Source organism: Fructilactobacillus sp. X8R1C1 (assembly GCF_059900945.1).
In genome coordinates this window covers 34,941-50,854 of the sequence record NZ_JBWXVH010000001.1, presented here as the reverse complement: position 1 = coordinate 50,854, position 15,914 = coordinate 34,941, and the positions used below count along the sequence as shown (strand labels likewise).

Annotated in this window: 18 protein-coding genes; 3 read left to right on the top strand and 15 right to left on the bottom strand. The window is 37.0% G+C overall.

Annotated features, from left to right (window positions below; all coding sequences use genetic code 11):
- Positions 1-16: 16 nt before the first annotated feature.
- From AC6UD1_RS00320 to AC6UD1_RS00310, 3 genes are read right to left on the bottom strand one after another with little or no spacing between them, the layout of a single operon-like run.
- Complete coding sequence (locus AC6UD1_RS00320; RefSeq protein ID WP_500707164.1) at positions 17-808, bottom strand: inositol monophosphatase family protein; 792 nt, start codon at positions 806-808, stop codon at positions 17-19.
- On the bottom strand, positions 808-1,104 hold the full coding sequence (locus AC6UD1_RS00315) for a UPF0223 family protein (RefSeq protein WP_500693906.1): 297 nt from the start codon (positions 1,102-1,104) through the stop codon (positions 808-810). Before AC6UD1_RS00315 ends, AC6UD1_RS00320 begins: the two co-directional genes overlap by 1 nt.
- Positions 1,088-2,020, bottom strand: a complete 933-nt coding sequence (locus AC6UD1_RS00310) for a Rossmann-fold NAD(P)-binding domain-containing protein (RefSeq protein WP_500693907.1) — start codon at positions 2,018-2,020, stop codon at positions 1,088-1,090. Before AC6UD1_RS00310 ends, AC6UD1_RS00315 begins: the two co-directional genes overlap by 17 nt.
- A 187-nt stretch (positions 2,021-2,207) precedes the next feature.
- Between AC6UD1_RS00310 and def the strand changes: the two genes are divergently transcribed.
- A complete protein-coding gene (gene def, locus AC6UD1_RS00305; RefSeq protein WP_500693908.1) occupies positions 2,208-2,768 on the top strand; it encodes a peptide deformylase in 561 nt (186 codons plus the stop codon).
- Positions 2,769-2,793: 25 nt separating this feature from the next.
- Here the strand turns inward: def and AC6UD1_RS00300 are convergent, their stop codons facing one another.
- Positions 2,794-3,288, bottom strand: a complete 495-nt coding sequence (locus AC6UD1_RS00300) for a hypothetical protein (RefSeq protein WP_500693909.1) — start codon at positions 3,286-3,288, stop codon at positions 2,794-2,796.
- A gap of 184 nt (positions 3,289-3,472) precedes the next feature.
- Between AC6UD1_RS00300 and AC6UD1_RS00295 the strand changes: the two genes are divergently transcribed.
- Positions 3,473-3,688, top strand: a complete 216-nt coding sequence (locus AC6UD1_RS00295) for a DNA-directed RNA polymerase subunit epsilon (protein WP_500693910.1) — start codon at positions 3,473-3,475, stop codon at positions 3,686-3,688.
- A 2-nt stretch (positions 3,689-3,690) separates the two neighbouring features.
- Positions 3,691-5,370, top strand: a complete 1,680-nt coding sequence (gene rnjA / locus AC6UD1_RS00290; RefSeq protein WP_500693911.1) for a ribonuclease J1 — start codon at positions 3,691-3,693, stop codon at positions 5,368-5,370.
- 105 nt (positions 5,371-5,475) lie between these two features.
- On the opposite strand, the gene AC6UD1_RS00285 is transcribed toward rnjA, so the two are convergent.
- From AC6UD1_RS00285 to AC6UD1_RS00235, 11 genes are all read right to left on the bottom strand, one after another.
- Positions 5,476-6,471, bottom strand: a complete 996-nt coding sequence (locus tag AC6UD1_RS00285) for an aldo/keto reductase (protein ID WP_500707049.1) — start codon at positions 6,469-6,471, stop codon at positions 5,476-5,478.
- Positions 6,472-6,492: 21 nt separating this feature from the next.
- Positions 6,493-7,452 carry a ribose-phosphate diphosphokinase gene (locus tag AC6UD1_RS00280; protein WP_500696602.1) on the bottom strand — a complete coding sequence of 320 codons (960 nt, stop codon included), beginning with the start codon at positions 7,450-7,452 and terminating at the stop codon, positions 6,493-6,495.
- A 54-nt stretch (positions 7,453-7,506) separates the two neighbouring features.
- Positions 7,507-9,963 (bottom strand): SF1B family DNA helicase RecD2, encoded by a 2,457-nt coding sequence (gene recD2 / locus AC6UD1_RS00275; protein ID WP_500707048.1) that lies wholly within the window; start codon positions 9,961-9,963, stop codon positions 7,507-7,509.
- Between the two features lie 10 nt (positions 9,964-9,973).
- A complete protein-coding gene (locus tag AC6UD1_RS00270) occupies positions 9,974-10,705 on the bottom strand; it encodes a tetratricopeptide repeat protein (RefSeq protein ID WP_500693915.1) in 732 nt (243 codons plus the stop codon).
- A gap of 13 nt (positions 10,706-10,718) precedes the next feature.
- Positions 10,719-11,375: a histidine phosphatase family protein gene (locus AC6UD1_RS00265; protein ID WP_500707047.1), complete on the bottom strand. Its 657-nt coding sequence runs from the start codon at positions 11,373-11,375 to the stop codon at positions 10,719-10,721.
- Positions 11,376-11,474: 99 nt separating this feature from the next.
- A complete protein-coding gene (gene mnmA, locus AC6UD1_RS00260) occupies positions 11,475-12,599 on the bottom strand; it encodes a tRNA 2-thiouridine(34) synthase MnmA (protein WP_500693917.1) in 1,125 nt (374 codons plus the stop codon).
- 108 nt (positions 12,600-12,707) lie between these two features.
- Complete coding sequence (locus AC6UD1_RS00255) at positions 12,708-13,052, bottom strand: DUF1831 domain-containing protein (protein ID WP_500693918.1); 345 nt, start codon at positions 13,050-13,052, stop codon at positions 12,708-12,710.
- A complete protein-coding gene (locus AC6UD1_RS00250) occupies positions 13,052-14,212 on the bottom strand; it encodes a cysteine desulfurase family protein (protein ID WP_500695541.1) in 1,161 nt (386 codons plus the stop codon). Before AC6UD1_RS00250 ends, AC6UD1_RS00255 begins: the two co-directional genes overlap by 1 nt.
- 13 nt (positions 14,213-14,225) lie before the next feature.
- Complete coding sequence (locus tag AC6UD1_RS00245; protein ID WP_500707046.1) at positions 14,226-14,927, bottom strand: 5'-methylthioadenosine/adenosylhomocysteine nucleosidase; 702 nt, start codon at positions 14,925-14,927, stop codon at positions 14,226-14,228.
- Positions 14,928-14,946: 19 nt separating this feature from the next.
- Entirely contained in the window at positions 14,947-15,315 is a 369-nt protein-coding gene (locus AC6UD1_RS00240; protein ID WP_500707045.1) for a hypothetical protein, read from the bottom strand.
- A gap of 11 nt (positions 15,316-15,326) precedes the next feature.
- Entirely contained in the window at positions 15,327-15,872 is a 546-nt protein-coding gene (locus AC6UD1_RS00235; RefSeq protein WP_500693922.1) for an NUDIX hydrolase, read from the bottom strand.
- Positions 15,873-15,914: the final 42 nt, after the last annotated feature.

The window sequence follows — 15,914 nt, the reverse complement described above, 5'->3', positions numbered from 1 at the left end:
CCATCACAGCTTTTGATTAACGCTTCGTCGAAATTTTCAGAATATCTTTTTGCGCCTTTTTTGTCGCTAACAAAACTGTGTTTGATGATAGCATATTTATGGGCTTGCCGTCAATAGTAGAAACGGTCATCCCAAGCGTTTCAGCAAGAACACGACCAGCAGCAATATCCCAAGGCCTTAAATGCGAAATATAACCGATTGTCTCCCCGCAAAGAGCAGCAACGATTTCGATCCCAGCACTACCATAAATTCGATAACCAGAACTAGCCTCTGCAATTTCTTGCATATGATAAACATCCCTAATAACAAGCGGACCACTCATTCCAATCAACCCGTCTTCAAGAGAACCGTTAACTGAAGGATTCATTGTCTCAGAATTAACATAGATACCAATATCAGGACCACCATGATACAACTTGTTATTTATAACATCATAAATGAACCCGAGGGTTGGTACGCCATCGACATAATAGGCAATCATCATTGCGAAGTGATTACGTTGCTTTACAAAATTCATCGTTCCATCAATTGGATCTACAATCCAAACCCGTCCGTTTAAATTGTCAATTTTGTCACCTAAGCCCTCTTCACCAAGAACTTTACTGTCAGGTTTAAGTGCTTTTAGCTGTTTTACAAAAAACTTTTCGTTGTCTTTATCAATGTTTGTAACTAAATCTTTCCTTCCAGTTTTTTCATCTACGTCTAAATGACCATTTAATCTTTCCATGACAAACGCACGTGCGGTTTTTAAGATTTGGCAAACATCTTGATCAATTTTATTTAAATCATCTACTGTTGTGATGGAAATCATTCCTTTCGCTTAATGGTCTTTAAATCCGAGTTTTCTTTTGCTAATTTAACAACATGATACACATCTAAACCAGACTGCTTTTCAAAATCTCTTTGTAAATTATTTTGTTCGACTCTTGCCGGATTAATCTCACAGAAGCGTCGATAACTATCCATTAGTTTCTTTCGATTAACTCCCTTATTATTATAAGCCATTTCAATATTTTCAAAGAAATGACAAACATCAATTAATTCTTTTCGACTCCAATCATCAACAATGGGATAAGAATAACTATCATTAGTTTTTCGAGGCATTTTTTCCTCCATTAATCACGGCTGCAATAATATTATTGGCCCATTCAACGTCTGAGTTTAACTTTTTTTGTTCGTCCTCTGAAAGCTGAAGTCGAATCGATTGAGCTGCTCCATTTCGATTAATTAGTTTGGGGCTAACATCCAGCCTTAGCTCATCTTTTTCTTTATCAACATTTACAACTGAACAAATTAACGACTGACCCTCATACATCGAAAAAAGTAGTCGGACAATAGCTTTACTTTGAATCATTTCATTAATAACAACCCCCTGATCATCAATCACTTCTTGAACTTGAGTAATGATGTCACTACTATAGTTGTTACTATCATCAGCCAGGTATGAAAGCAAGGTTGCAGGACCAATGTAAACCCTACTCCACGCGACTAAATTATTAGTATTTAATCCTAAGACATTGACATTAATATCATCAGCACTAACGTCAAAATTCCTCTGGAGCTCATTCTTCAGTAGCATTTCTTGGGGAAGAGTTCCAACGCCAATGATATTTTGATTATCAAGTCCAGAAAAACTTGCTGCAAAATACGTAAAAACTTCATCATGTGGGGCATCAATCACTATTTTACCGCGAAATCCATTTGAGACACAGTCATTGATTAAATTCCTTAGTTTATCAATTTCCGGTCTCAAGTCTTCTGCAATTTGAGTAGCATCCGTCAACTTGGGATTATAGAAATCAATGTTTGGCAAATACAATAATGCATCGAAATTATTTAATTCTGGCTTACTTGCAATCTGGATTGACAAGTTATGACACATCTTACTAGAAAAGACGGTTGATCGAACTTGTTCACTATCGTCTACTTGGATGGTAACGGGAAAGTCTAAAACAATTAAAGCGTTCAAAAGTGATAAGATCCTGGTTATGCTTCCTTTAATTAATATTTTTGGTTGCATTCCAATTCCTCCATTCTTTGTTTTTAAAGAATTTATTAATTTTTTGCTTGTTAATAAAATACCATTTCAAATTTCTTTTTGCACATAAGAGTAAATTAAAATACTGAAATACCATGAAATTAACTGGTTTTGCGATTTATGATAAAATAACTGGTAGAAGTTGACATGAATTAGGAGGTAAAACGTTATGTACTTAATGAAAGACATAACTCGAGAGGGAAATCCTGTGTTACGGGAACAAAGTCAACCCGTTAAATTTCCACTTAGCGATGAAGATCGTAAATTAGGCGAAAAAATGATGAATTACTTGGAAGTTAGTCAGGATCCTGAACAATGTAAAAAGTACCATTTGCGAGCAGGAGTTGGTTTGGCAGCTCCACAAGTTGGACAATCCAAATCAATGGCTGCTGTTTTAACCCCACCAGAAGGCGAAGACCAAAAATCGCCCTTCAAGGCAATTATGATAAATCCAGTTATTATCTCAAACTCCGTTCAACGTGGTGCATTAACTGAAGGTGAAGGATGCTTATCGGTCGATCGTGATGTCCCTGGTTTTGTTCCGAGGGCAGACCGTGTTACGATTAAATATCAAGATTTGAGCGGTAAAGTTCATCAAGTCAGGTTAAAACACTACCCAGCCATCATTGCTCAACATGAAATTGATCATCTTCACGGAACTCTGTTTTACGATCATATCGACAAAGATGATCCATTTTCCAAAACCGAAGATGAAGTATTTTTTGATTAATATTGTTTTTTTGTGGGAGACGTTACTACGTCTCCCTTTCTTTTTCATTTAACTTATCCAAATCACTTAAATATTCATGAGTTGCAGGATTAATAACATTGGCTACATCAAAAACCATTACGCTTTTGTTCAACCAACAGTCAGTCACAATCAACGTTTTTTTATGATTGGAATCAATAAAACCATCTGAAATGGCATATTCAGATAGTTTTTGATTAAAAAGGTCCCGTAAGAGATCCGCATCATCATAGCCCTCTTTTACAACGCAACGATATTCAAAAACCATCACTCCCCTACCCCAGAAATCAGACAGTACTTGTGACCCAACGTAACTTTGCACAATTTCACGTTTGTCTTCAACCTCAAAGTATTTGACCACTTTATAGATTTCGCCATCAACGCTATGCTTCATTTTTAACTGATACCTTTTGGTCGGTAAAGTGACAAAAAAATAGTGCAAACAGTTATAAATTAAAAAAGCAACGACAATTGCAACGACCAATTCTAAAAATATTTTCACTGTTCTTCTCCCATTATTGATTATTAGGTAAATTTATAGATCAATTCTAACATGAAACATGTTTGTCGATTCACATGATTCTATACTTATTTACCATAATATGCTAAAATATGATTAATTGTTGCGTTCCTGCAACCTAATGTACGAAAAATAACATTAAATCAACAAAAAAGGAGTAATTATATTGATTTACAAGGTTTTATATCAAGATGAAAATAATTCTAACCCTAAACGTGAAGCAACTAAAACGATTTACTTAGAAGCTAAAACCGTTGCTGACGTTAGAACTAAACTTGAACAACACACAAAGTACAACATTGAATTCATTGAACCGCTCGAAGGGAAGCACCTTGAATTTGAAAAAAATGATCCCGGTTTTAAAATTACGGAGTTTAACTAGTTATGAAGAAATTAAACATCAAAAATAACGAAACTGCTATTTATGGTGTTGGTGGACTCGGAGAAATTGGTAAGAATACTTATGGTGTACAATTCCAGGATGAAATCATCTTAATTGATGCTGGAATCAAGTTCCCAGAAGATGATCAATTGGGAATTGACTATGTCATTCCAGATTATCAGTACTTAATTGATAATAAGGACAAAATTAAGGCACTTGTAATCACCCATGGTCATGAAGATCATATCGGTGGTGTGCCCTTTCTTTTAAAGGTTCTCAACGTTCCAATTTACGCTGGCCCGCTAGCATTAGCATTAATCAAAAACAAATTGGAAGAGCACGGCTTGTTAAAACAGGCTGAACTTCACGAGATTAATGATAAGTCAGTTTTGAAATTCAAAAAGACGAGTGTTTCTTTTTTTAGAACCACTCATTCGATACCAGATACAATGGGAGTCGCTGTTCATACGCCTGACGGTGTCATTGTGGAAACGGGAGATTATAAGTTCGATCTCACGCCTGTCACTAATCAGCCGCCTGATTTACAAGCCATGGCCAAACTGGGTGAGGAAGGTGTACTCTGTTTGATGGCTGACAGTACCAATGCCGAAAAGCCGGTCTGGACTAAGTCAGAAAAATGGGTTGGAAAATCCGTTCGTCATATTTTTGACGAAGTCAAGGGTCGTATTATTTTTGCTACCTTTGCTTCCAACCTCTCAAGAATTAAAACGGCTATTGATACGGCACTAGCTCATGATCGTAAAATTGCTGTATTTGGTAGAAGTATGGAAGCAGCCATTGTCAATGGTAGAAAACTTGGTTATCTAGACGTTCCCGACAGTGCCTTCGTCGATGCTCAAGAGTTAAAGCACTTACCGGCAGATAAGGTTATGATCCTGTGTACCGGCTCTCAAGGTGAACCAATGGCTGCTTTGGCTCGAATTGCTAACGGAACTCACCGGCAAATTTCGATCCAACCTGGTGATACCGTTGTCTTTTCAAGTAACCCAATCCCTGGTAACACATTAAGTGTTAACCGGGTCATTAATGAGCTTGAAGAAGACGGCGCTAAAGTCATCCACGGTAAGATTAATAACATTCATACTTCAGGACACGGTGGCCAAGAAGAAGAAAAACTAATGCTTCGTTTAATGAAGCCAAAGTTCTTTGTTCCGATCCATGGTGAGTACCGAATGTTAAAAATCCACACTAAACTTGCACAAGAATGTGGAGTCCCGGCTGATCACTGTTTTATTTTAAAAAATGGTGAGGTGCTTGCTTTAACAAAAGATAGTGCTCGTGTTGCTGGATACTTCAACGCTGGTGATGTTTACATTGATGGCAATGGGGTTGGAAATATTGGTGATAAAGTTCTAAGGGATCGTCAGCTTCTTTCTGAAGAAGGTTTAGTAGTGGTTGTTGCTACAATCAACTTAAAGAACCAAGAAATCCAATCTGGCCCTGACCTTCTCTCACGTGGATTCGTTTATATGCGCGAATCAGGTGAATTACTTGATGAGGGACGCAAGTTAGTCTTTAGAACCATCCGTCGTGCTATGAAGAATAAGAATGCAGACGAAAAATCAATTAGTAAGGCAATTGTCAATGATTTATCAAACTTCTTATATGAAAAAACACAAAGAAGTCCCCTAATCTTGCCAATGCTAATCATGAACAATTAACAAAAAAGGTTGAATCCACTTGTTTGGATCCAACCTTTTTTAGTGCCATATATTATCAGTTTTAATAACAAAAAAGGATGCTTACTAATAAGCATCCTTTTTTAATTATTTATACTTAACGATTTTATCAATTTCATCTAATTCATCTTGAGTAAAGTCAAGATTATCTAATGCCTTCAGGTTATCATCTAAATGATCAACTTTTGAAGCACCAGTAACCACACTGGCAACCGTTGGATCGTGTAATAGCCATGCTAATGACATTTGGGCAAGTGTTTGATTACGATTCTGTGCAATCTCATTTAATTTATTTAGCTTATTAACAGCACTTTCATCACCATTAGCCAAAATAAATTTGTTGGTCTTATGCAATTTGATGTCACTTGGAATCCCCTTTAAATACTTACTGGTTAAAAGACCCTCTGCTAAAGGACCGTAAGCAATAAAACCATCATGATTATCTGCTAAGGTCTTAAGGGTCCCATCATCTTCAGGCTCTCGATTAAGCATATTATATGAACTCTGGTTAGCTACAAACGGAGTCTTCAGTTCCTTAAATAATTTAATCATTTCAGCAGTCTGATGGCCATCATAATTAGAAATTCCAATGTAAAGTGCTTTACCTGCACGAACTAATCCATCAAGGGCTTCAGCAGTCTCTTCTAATCGAGTATTAGGATCAAATCGATGGGTATAATAAATATCCACATAATCAAGTCCCATTCTTTGAAGACTTTGATCTAGCGCAGTAACGAGGGTCTTCTTTGAAGAATAGTTACCATAAACACCTGGCCACATATGAAATCCAGCTTTAGTGGTGATAATTAATTCATCACGGTAAGGCTTTAAATCGCGTCGATAAACTTGGCCAAACATTCTTTCAGCAGCACCTGAACCGGGCCCATAGTTATTAGCTAGATCAAAGCTAAAGATTCCCTTGTTGAAAGCATGGAGCATTACCTTTTCACTATCTTTAAAATTAGCATCGTCACCGAAGCTGTGCCACATTCCAAATGATAATGCGGGTAACTGCAGTCCCGTTGTGCCTGCACGTCTTACTTTCATATTATCGTAACGATCATCTTTTGCTCTAAATACCATTAGAATCCCTCCAAATTTATATTACTTAAACAATTTACTTGTTGATTGTTCGTTCTCAATTAATTTTAAGGCATCACCAATCAGCTTGCCAACTGAAACGATCACCATTTTGTCAACTCTCTTATTCTGTGGAACGACAATGGAATCGGAAACGATCACCTGTTTAATGGCTGGATCGGAAAGATTTTGTCTCGCTTCTTCAGTAAGAACCGGATGAGTAGCAACTACATAAACCGCTTTTGCTCCCGCATTCATAATCGCTTGAGCAGTGATTTTCATCTTCTCACCCGTCACAATCATATCATCAACAACAATTGCCTTTTTACCCTTTACATCACCAATAATCGTACTAGGAACCTGACTTAGATCCTCAGGATTTCGATTATCAACAATTGCAATCGGAAGGTTCAAGTAGCCAGCCATTCCTCGTGCCTTGGCGACACTATTATAATCGGGTGAAACCACAACGGCGTCATTACTAATATCATGTTCTTTTAGGTAATTACCCATTAATTCAAGTGACCGCAAGTGATCCACTGGGATATCAAAAAATCCCTGAATTTGTGCCGCATGCAAATCAAGAGTAATGACTCGATCTACCGCACTAGATTCAAGAAAAGTAGCAATTAATTTTGCAGTAATTGGTTCTCTTGAACGCGCTTTTCGGTCAGATCTTGAATATCCATAGTACGGGATTACCACGTTAATAGTATGGGGACTAGTTCTTCGAACCGCATCAATCATAATCATCAGTTCCATCAAATTATCATTAACAGGATCAGAAAGTGATTGAACGATGTACACATCATCTCCACGAATACTTTCATCAATTGAAATTTGAATTTCACCATCACTAAAATGATTGATGGTTGCTTTACCAAGGTCCATTCCACTATATTCAGAAATCTTTTCTGCTAACGGACGATTCGAATTCAACGCAAATATCTTTGCCGACTTTTTTTCTTTTTTTGTTTTCACCATCAAGTTTCCCCTCATAACCAACTAATTACTACCTACATTATAATCGAATTTAATTCATTTATCATTATTAAAATTTTGAGGGGTAATTCCCTGCATCCCAATCATGGGATCAATTGTATTTTCAATAATCTGATCCTCCGATAAAATAAAATCTGAGGGAGTTTTCTTTTTAAAAGTCGGTCTACCCTTTTTTGAATTTCCAATTACCTTTGGAGTAAACTCTTCGTCAATCACGTATTGTAACCGTTGCTTCAAAGTCGTTTTCCGATTAACCGATTCATTTTCAATACATTCTTTAAATGAATTTGGATCTCCAATCATAATCAACATTTTCGAAGCTCTAGTAACTGCAGTATACAATAAATTCCTTTTAAGCATCCTCTTATACTGAGGAACAATCGGTAAGATAACCATTTCGAACTCACTACCCTGAGCTTTATGAATCGAGGTACAGTAGGCAAGTGTTAACTGATTCCAGTCATTTCGAGTATAGGTAACCTCATTTTGATCAAACGCAATGACCAGTTTATCTAGATAATGCTTATTATCGCTATTAACTTCAATTCCAACGACTTTACCAATATCACCGTTAAAAATGTTATTCTCAGGGACATTTACAAGTTGAAGAACCTTATCGCCAATTCGATAAGTGGTTCCCCTAAAGTCAACTTCTTTCTGAGAGTCAGCCGTTTTAGGATTCATAATGTTTTGAATCTCAACGTTTAAACGATCAATCCCTGCAGTTCCACGATACATTGGAGCCAGTACTTGTACATCCGTAGAACTAAATCCTTTCGTTTTGGCCTTATTAACAATCTGCTTAATTACCGAATCAACTTGTTGGGTATTACAATTAATAAAGCTACGATCCCTTTGGTTTTTTAAAAGTGTTTTGGGCATCTCACCATTCTTGATATCATGGGCTAATTCTACAATGGTTGATCCGTCATTTTGACGGTGAATTTGGTTTAATTCCACGCTAGGAATTGTGTGAGAACGGAGTAAATCATAAAAAACCTGACCGGGACCAACCGACGGTAACTGATCTTTATCACCAACAAAGATCACCTTCATACCGTTTGGAACCGCCTGGCATAAAATTTTAAATAAGTCTGTATCCACCATCGACATTTCATCAACGATTAACAAACCACCCTCCAAATCATTGGCAGCTTCTTCATCGCCATGACCAGTAAGACCTAGCAAGCGATGAATGGTACTGGCAGGAATTTTAGTTGACTCACTCATTTTCTTGGCAGCTCGCCCAGTAGGAGCTGCTAATAATACTGGATATGCTTGTTCTTTATAGTCATTAATATCTAAAGATAAATCATTAGCTTTGGCAAACGTTCTAACAATTCCGTTGATAATAGTCGTTTTCCCAGTTCCAGGACCACCAGTAAGCAAAAATGCAGGGTTTATCATTGCTTCATTAATGGCTTTTTTCTGAGAGTCGTCATACTCAATTCCGACCTCACTCTCAACTTTGCCAATTATCTTAGAAAAATCATTAGGTTGATCCTCCGCCTTTTTGCCACCCTGCTCAATTCGCTTGATGTTTTCAGCAATGCGTATCTCGTCATCGTATAGATTTTTTAAATAAATTTTATCTTCATCAACGACAATTTTTTGGTCTTTAGCTAAATCATACAATTCTTCACCTAACTTCTTATCGTCAATACTCTGCGTTCGATCGGTTTCAAGAATTCGAGTGCTTTCTTGCATCAATTCTCTAGTGTCAGAATACGTATTACCACTTTTAATGGATAAAGAGTCAAGAGCTGTCAGTAATCCGGCACGCAACCGTCCTTTATCGTTGTAATCTACTCCAACCTTATTCGCAATTCGATCAGCACGCTTAAAGCTAATTCCAGAAATATCTTCAACGAGTTGGTAAGGATTATTCTTAATGACTTCTAAAGCCTGCTCTTTATACTTTTTAAAGATGGCAGAAGCTAAGCTACTGCCGAAGCCATAACTATTCAGCCCAACAATGGTTTGTTCAACCCCATTATTTTCGTGAATTGCTTTTGTAATTACATCCTTTTGCTTTTTGGTTAATCCAACTGAATTTAAAACCGCCGGGTTTTCTAAAACCTTCTCAATTAAATTCGTTCCCAATTTGTTAACAACTTTTTCGGCAGTCTTCGGCCCGATACCAGTAAATTCATCACCTGATAAATAATTAACCAAACCCTTTTTGGAAGTTTGACCAACCCGCTTGTAGTTTTCAGCTTGAAATTGCTTTCCATACTTGGGATGGTCAACCAACTTACCAATAAAACGATAAGTGACATCATCACTAATATCCGCAAAGTTACCAGTGATAACAATTTCATCTTCATGCCAATCTACATTGGTTTCATTAACCTTTACCAGCAAAACTTTGTAGAAACTATCTGAACTTTCAAAAAAAGTTGTCTGAACTTGTCCTTTCACAAATGGTTGCTCATTTTGAGATGAATTATTCAATTTTCCGTTCGTTTGAAATAAATCCATGGATTCAGACAATTATTTTCTCCTATTTTTTGGAATCATTTGGTTTCGAGTCATCAGGGTGCTCATTTTTTTGTTTATTTAATTGAACGACTTTTTCAATGTCTTTTATCTGACTTTGTTTGGCATCAAAATTTTTCTTATCGTACTTTTCGGCTTTCTTGAAATAATCATCAAATGGTTCACCAATCACCATCGCAATTAATCCCCGATCGAAATTAGCTTTCCCATCATTTGGATTACTTTTTAGAACTCGATCGTAAAAATCGGCTGCTTGATCGAAATCACCAAGTGCCATTAGGCACTCCCCCATCATTCGATTAATTTCAGAATCTTGCTTTGCTAATTCTTGAGCCGTTAATAAAAACACTAAAGCTCTCTTATAGTCCTTTTTCCCCATATAACTTTGAGCCAACATCACGTAAGCGTCTTTTTTTAACTCAGGATCATTCACCTGCTGAAACTGTTGAATGGCTTTTTCATATTCACCAGCAGAATAATATACGTTACCTAAACCATATAACAGCGTGCTTTTTGCTTTTTTATTTGAATCGCCAAATAAACCCAAAGCCTTCATTAATAACTCTTCAGCCTGGGTATAACTTTTAAGCTCAACTAAAAACACACTTAAATCATAGTAAGTTCGGTAGTCCTTTGGGTGATCATCAATATCTTTTACTAACTTATGAAGTGTTTCTTCCGCTTGCTTTTGACGGGGATCTTCCGTTGGTTTATTTTCTCGTCCATTATCTGTCATAGCCTTACTCCTATTACACTAAATCTGATTTTTCAACTTTCCTGTCTAAATAACTGGTGTTATTCCAATCCACCAATCGATACGTTTTTCCATGATTACTAGTTTCAATAACGGTAGTACTTGTATTAGCCAATCCACCACGCTTACGTAAGTCTTTTAGTGGGATCCCTAATAATGAATTAATCAAAGCATTTAGAGCTGCTCCATGACTAACAATTAAGATATTATCGTTATTATTGTAATTTTGCGTAATTTCATTAATTTTACCTTGCATTCGCTTGATTAATGCGGGGAAATTTTCCCCACCAATTGCTTCAGGACGATATTGATCTGGATGGTTACGAAAGGCATCAAATTCTTCTGGGAATTTCTTTTGCACATCAGTAAATTTCATTCCTTCCATCTTACCGAGATGAAACTCTTCCAAGCGACTGTCCAGTGAAATGGAGACTGGAGATTTTAACCATTTTTGAATATGGAAAGCGGTAATTCGTGCTCTTTTGATAGGGCTTGCATAAATATGTGCAAATTGAACACCCGAAAGAAATTTACCCGCTTGATCCATTTCATGGTAACTTTCGTCAAGAAGCGGTGAATCACCTCCGGCACCTTGATACCTACTTTCAAGATTCCATTCGGTCTTCCCATGTCTCACAAAATAAAGTCTCATTTAAATCCCTCACACACATTGATATAGCTTTATTATGCCAGTTTAGAATTAAATTATCAAAAAAGTCCGACTCAAAACGAGTCGAACTTTGTTTAAATATTATACATATTGTAGTTCATGATCATTTTTAAACGCGGCATCAATCGTAGCGGTTCCTAAACATTCTTGACCGTCATAAAAAACCACTGCCTGTCCGGGAGTAATTGACCGAACTGGTTCATCAAAAGTTACCTTAACATGATTATTATCGTCATCAATATGAACGGTAACCCCAGTATCCTTTTGACGATACCTAAACTTAGCCGTGCAATGAAAATCATTTCCTCGCGTATTGGAATCAATCCAAGAAAGACCAGAAGCAGTTAAATAATCAGCATATAAATGTTCATTGTCATAACCCTTTCCAACGTACAGAATATTCTTAGAAAGATCCTTACCAACAACAAACCAAGGTCGATTATCATAACCATCTCCACCAATACCGAGACCTTTCCTCTGACCAATTGTATAATACATCAGCCCATTATGATGACCCTTAACTTCACCATCAAAGGTCATCATTTTACCTGGTTTAGCAGGAAGGTATTTGCTAAGAAAATTATTAAAGTTGTTTGGACCAATGAAACAAACTCCCATTGAATCCTTTTTGTCGGCTACCCAAAGGTTAGCTTCTTTAGCAATTTTTCTAACCTCAGGTTTAGTCATTCCACCAACTGGAAACATTACTCGATCCAATTGATCCGCTGAAAGTTGACTTAAAAAGTAAGTTTGATCTTTATTAAGATCTGTGGAACGTAATAAGTGGTTGTGTCCTTCTTTATCACGTTTCAACTGAGCATAATGCCCCATTGCAATATAATCGGCACCAAGATCCATTGCATACTCGAGAAAAGCTTTGTACTTAATCTCAGTATTACAAATTACATCAGGATTAGGAGTACGTCCGCGTTTGTATTCCGCTAAGAAATACTTGAAGACCCGGTCCCAATACTCATGTTCAAAGTTAACAGAATAATATGGGATGCCGATTTCGTTAGCAACATGAGCAACATCCTTGTAGTCTTCAGTAGCGGTACAAACACCATCAGCATCGGTGTCATCCCAGTTCTTCATGAAGACTCCAACCACATCGTATCCCTGTTGTTTTAAGAGGTAGGCGGCAACTGAAGAGTCAACTCCACCACTCATACCAACAACAACACGTGTTTTACTGTTATCTTGCATAACATCACCATCATTCTTTAGATTCTGAAAATCTACGATTTGAAGGTCGCAATTCCAGTATTTACTATCATACTCTACTAACTAACATTCTTGCAACTTTTCACTCTTCTACACTTTTTGAAATACTTTTCTTAAAATCATATTCTGCATAATGAAATTAAACTGATCACGTTCTTCTTGATGATTATCATTAGAAAAGATATCCACATCATTCATTTCATTACCATCAACGACTGCCATCTTAAATTCACTCATATCAGAATTGATTGTAATCTTAAGCTTGATCGCCCTTTTATTGAATGGGGACTCAGGGTCAATGGATTTCTTATAGGAAAAATTGCCACTTTTAGTGGTGTTAAAACCAAGGTCAAGTAAAGTGTATTGTTTGATTTCTGGGTTCAACTCATATTTGTCAGTTCCACCCTTTAACTGGACTACCTTTGAAAATGCCATTACTTCTTGTTTCCCTTCTTCAAGCGATGAACAATCGCCGTAATCTCAGTAACTAATTTTTGAATGTCTTCATCAGTGGTATATGCCCCAAAACTAACTCGAATGGATTCTGAAAGTCTAGGACTATCTTTTCCAAACATTGCAGTTAAGACATGAGAAGGTTCTAAACTACCAGCGGTACATGCTGATCCACCCGACACGGCAATCCCCGCTAAATCTAAATTAGTCTGCATAACATAGGTAGAAATTCCCTTGATCCAAATGTTTAAGACGTGTGGCAGGGTATTATCACTCATCGATCCGTTTACATCAATGTCAATTCCGTTATTAGTTAATCCATCAACCACTTCGCGCTTAAATCGCATAAAATCTTCTCTTCGTTGCTTTTTCTTTTCACTAGGAAGGTTTCTAACGGCCGTAGCAAATCCTGATATTTGGGGAATATTTTCGGTTCCGGCACGTCGTTTGTCTTCCTGATCGCCACCCATAATATAACTGGTAAAATTAATTCCATTTCGTCGATACAAAAAACCAATCATTTTTGGACCATTTAACTTATGAGCCGATGTAGATAGTAAATCAATATGATCCCTTTTGACATCAATATCAAGTAGACCATAAGCTTGCACAGCATCAGTATGAAACCAAGCCTGATGATCTTTAAGTAGTTCCCCAATTTCATGAATCGGATTCTTACTACCCACTTCATTATTTCCCATCATGATTGAAACCAAAATCGTGTCATCATCAAGCGCATTCTTCAGATCAGTTAAAGAAATATTACCTTGCTTGTCAACCGGTAAATAAGTAACTCTAAATCCATGATCTTCTAAATATTTCATTGGCTTTAAAATTGCTTCATGTTCAATTGCAGTTGTAATAATGTGATTACCAAGACTCTTTCGAGCTTCAGCCGTTCTAATCACAGCTGTATTATCACTCTCAGTTCCACCACTTGTAAATACAATTTCGTTATCATCCGCATTAATACTTTTAGCAATCACATGTCGACTATCTTCCAAGATTTCTTTGGATTGTCTTCCAAGTTGATACAAAGTAGAAGCGTTTCCAAAGTTATTTTTAAACTTATCGTACATGTCATCCAGCACTTCGCTGGAGACTGGTGTGGTTGCGGCGTTATCTAAATAGATCTCACCCAATTAAATCATCCCTCTAAGCTTCTTTAGTATTCTTAAATAAATTTAATAGCATCTGTGCCGAACGTTTCCCGGCGTCAACAACAAACTCGTCAAAACTCTGATTAGCGTTTTCATCACCAACATCTGACATCGCTCTAATAACGACGTACGGAATATTAAACTGGTGGGCAACTTGTCCTACTGCGGCGCCTTCCATCTCAGCCGATAAGGCATCTGGAAAATTTTTCAGAATTTCATTGATCATTTTTTGTCCAGCAATGAATTGATCTCCGGTAACAATCAAACCCTTTTTAGGGTTAATTCCGGTATCTTTTGAAGCATCGGTAATTTTATTAATCCAAGTGTTAGAAGCGTCAAATCGAGCTGGCTGACCGGGTAATTGACCGTATTCATATCCTGCAGCAGTAGCATCAACGTCATGATAAGCAGTTTGAGTAGAGATTACTAAGTCCCCAACGCTCAGTCCTTCCCCAATGCCAGCTGCTGATCCAGAATGAATGATTACATCAACATCAAAATTCTCAAGTAAAAGAGCCGCTGTAATTCCTGCTTCAACTTTGCCAATCCCAGATTTTACTAAGACAACTCTTTGACCATCGATGGTCCCTTCATAAAACTTGATGCCATTAATATCTTTTTCTCTCTCATTTTTTAATGCTGATTTTAAAGATTTAATTTCTTCATCCATTGCACAAATAATTCCAAATGTTTTCATTTTCCCAAATTCTCCTAAATTATCCAACGAATCTCATAATTGCTAGCACGAGCACAATTAATAACAATAATAATAATATAACGACATTCAATCTTCTTCCGAGTCGTTTACGTTTGTACTCCGAAGCATCTTGTCTTTCTCTTTCATATGAGTCCGGTTGATCGGTATAATAATTCCCCGAAGATTCATCGGATTGACCCTTATTAGCACGATGAAACAATCGGTCAAACCAGCTTCGCTTTTTCAAACGGGCATGCCGAGTCTCTTGATTTTCTGATTCATTATCATAACGAGTACGGGGATCTCTTCTCCCGCTATCACCATACATGCGCTTATACTCAGATCTAGTCATTTCAGACCGATCTTTTTCCCTATCATTAACTACCATATATTGACCGCCTATTTCTGCATCAGTTCCCAGTATTGGATTGCCATAATTGTCTTAGCATCAATGATTTTGCCACTTTTCATCATTTGTTTGGCTTCATCTAGCGTATACTCATTAATTTCTAAAAATTCACCAGGATCTCTAGGTAACTTTGTCTTCACTGGGGTTAATCCCTCCACTAAGTACAAATACATATACTCATCAGAAATTCCAACTGATGGATAAAATGAATAAAGCTCTTTAATTTCCTTAGCGTTATATCGAACTTCTTCATTTAATTCCCTTTTAACGGCATGAATCGGTGAATCATTGTCGCGATCATCCAATTTACCTGCAGGGATTTCAATCATCACTTGTTTTGCTGGGGCGCGCCATTGTTTCTCTAAAATCATTTTATTGTCTGAGGTGATTGCAAGCATTGCTACTGATTTACAGTGGTGAATAATCTCTCTAGAGGCTAACTGTCCATTTGGAAGCTTAACTTGCTGTTCTTCTACTTGAGCAATTGGTCCATTATAAACCGGTTTACTACTAATTACTTTTTCTTCAAAATCCATAATAATCACCTTCCAAAAATAGTTTAACCATAATATAACCCC

Coding starts and splice junctions, on each gene's coding strand:
- AC6UD1_RS00240 (WP_500707045.1), bottom strand. CDS start 15,315: ATGGTAGTTAATGATAGGGAAAAAGATCGGTCTGAAATGACTAGATCT.
- def (WP_500693908.1), top strand. CDS start 2,208: ATGTACTTAATGAAAGACATAACTCGAGAGGGAAATCCTGTGTTACGG.
- AC6UD1_RS00285 (WP_500707049.1), bottom strand. CDS start 6,471: ATGGTATTTAGAGCAAAAGATGATCGTTACGATAATATGAAAGTAAGA.
- AC6UD1_RS00280 (WP_500696602.1), bottom strand. CDS start 7,452: ATGGTGAAAACAAAAAAAGAAAAAAAGTCGGCAAAGATATTTGCGTTG.
- AC6UD1_RS00310 (WP_500693907.1), bottom strand. CDS start 2,020: ATGCAACCAAAAATATTAATTAAAGGAAGCATAACCAGGATCTTATCA.
- rnjA (WP_500693911.1), top strand. CDS start 3,691: ATGAAGAAATTAAACATCAAAAATAACGAAACTGCTATTTATGGTGTT.
- mnmA (WP_500693917.1), bottom strand. CDS start 12,599: ATGCAAGATAACAGTAAAACACGTGTTGTTGTTGGTATGAGTGGTGGA.
- AC6UD1_RS00245 (WP_500707046.1), bottom strand. CDS start 14,927: ATGAAAACATTTGGAATTATTTGTGCAATGGATGAAGAAATTAAATCT.
- AC6UD1_RS00265 (WP_500707047.1), bottom strand. CDS start 11,375: ATGAGACTTTATTTTGTGAGACATGGGAAGACCGAATGGAATCTTGAA.
- AC6UD1_RS00235 (WP_500693922.1), bottom strand. CDS start 15,872: ATGGATTTTGAAGAAAAAGTAATTAGTAGTAAACCGGTTTATAATGGA.
- AC6UD1_RS00255 (WP_500693918.1), bottom strand. CDS start 13,052: ATGGCATTTTCAAAGGTAGTCCAGTTAAAGGGTGGAACTGACAAATAT.
- AC6UD1_RS00270 (WP_500693915.1), bottom strand. CDS start 10,705: ATGACAGATAATGGACGAGAAAATAAACCAACGGAAGATCCCCGTCAA.
- AC6UD1_RS00315 (WP_500693906.1), bottom strand. CDS start 1,104: ATGCCTCGAAAAACTAATGATAGTTATTCTTATCCCATTGTTGATGAT.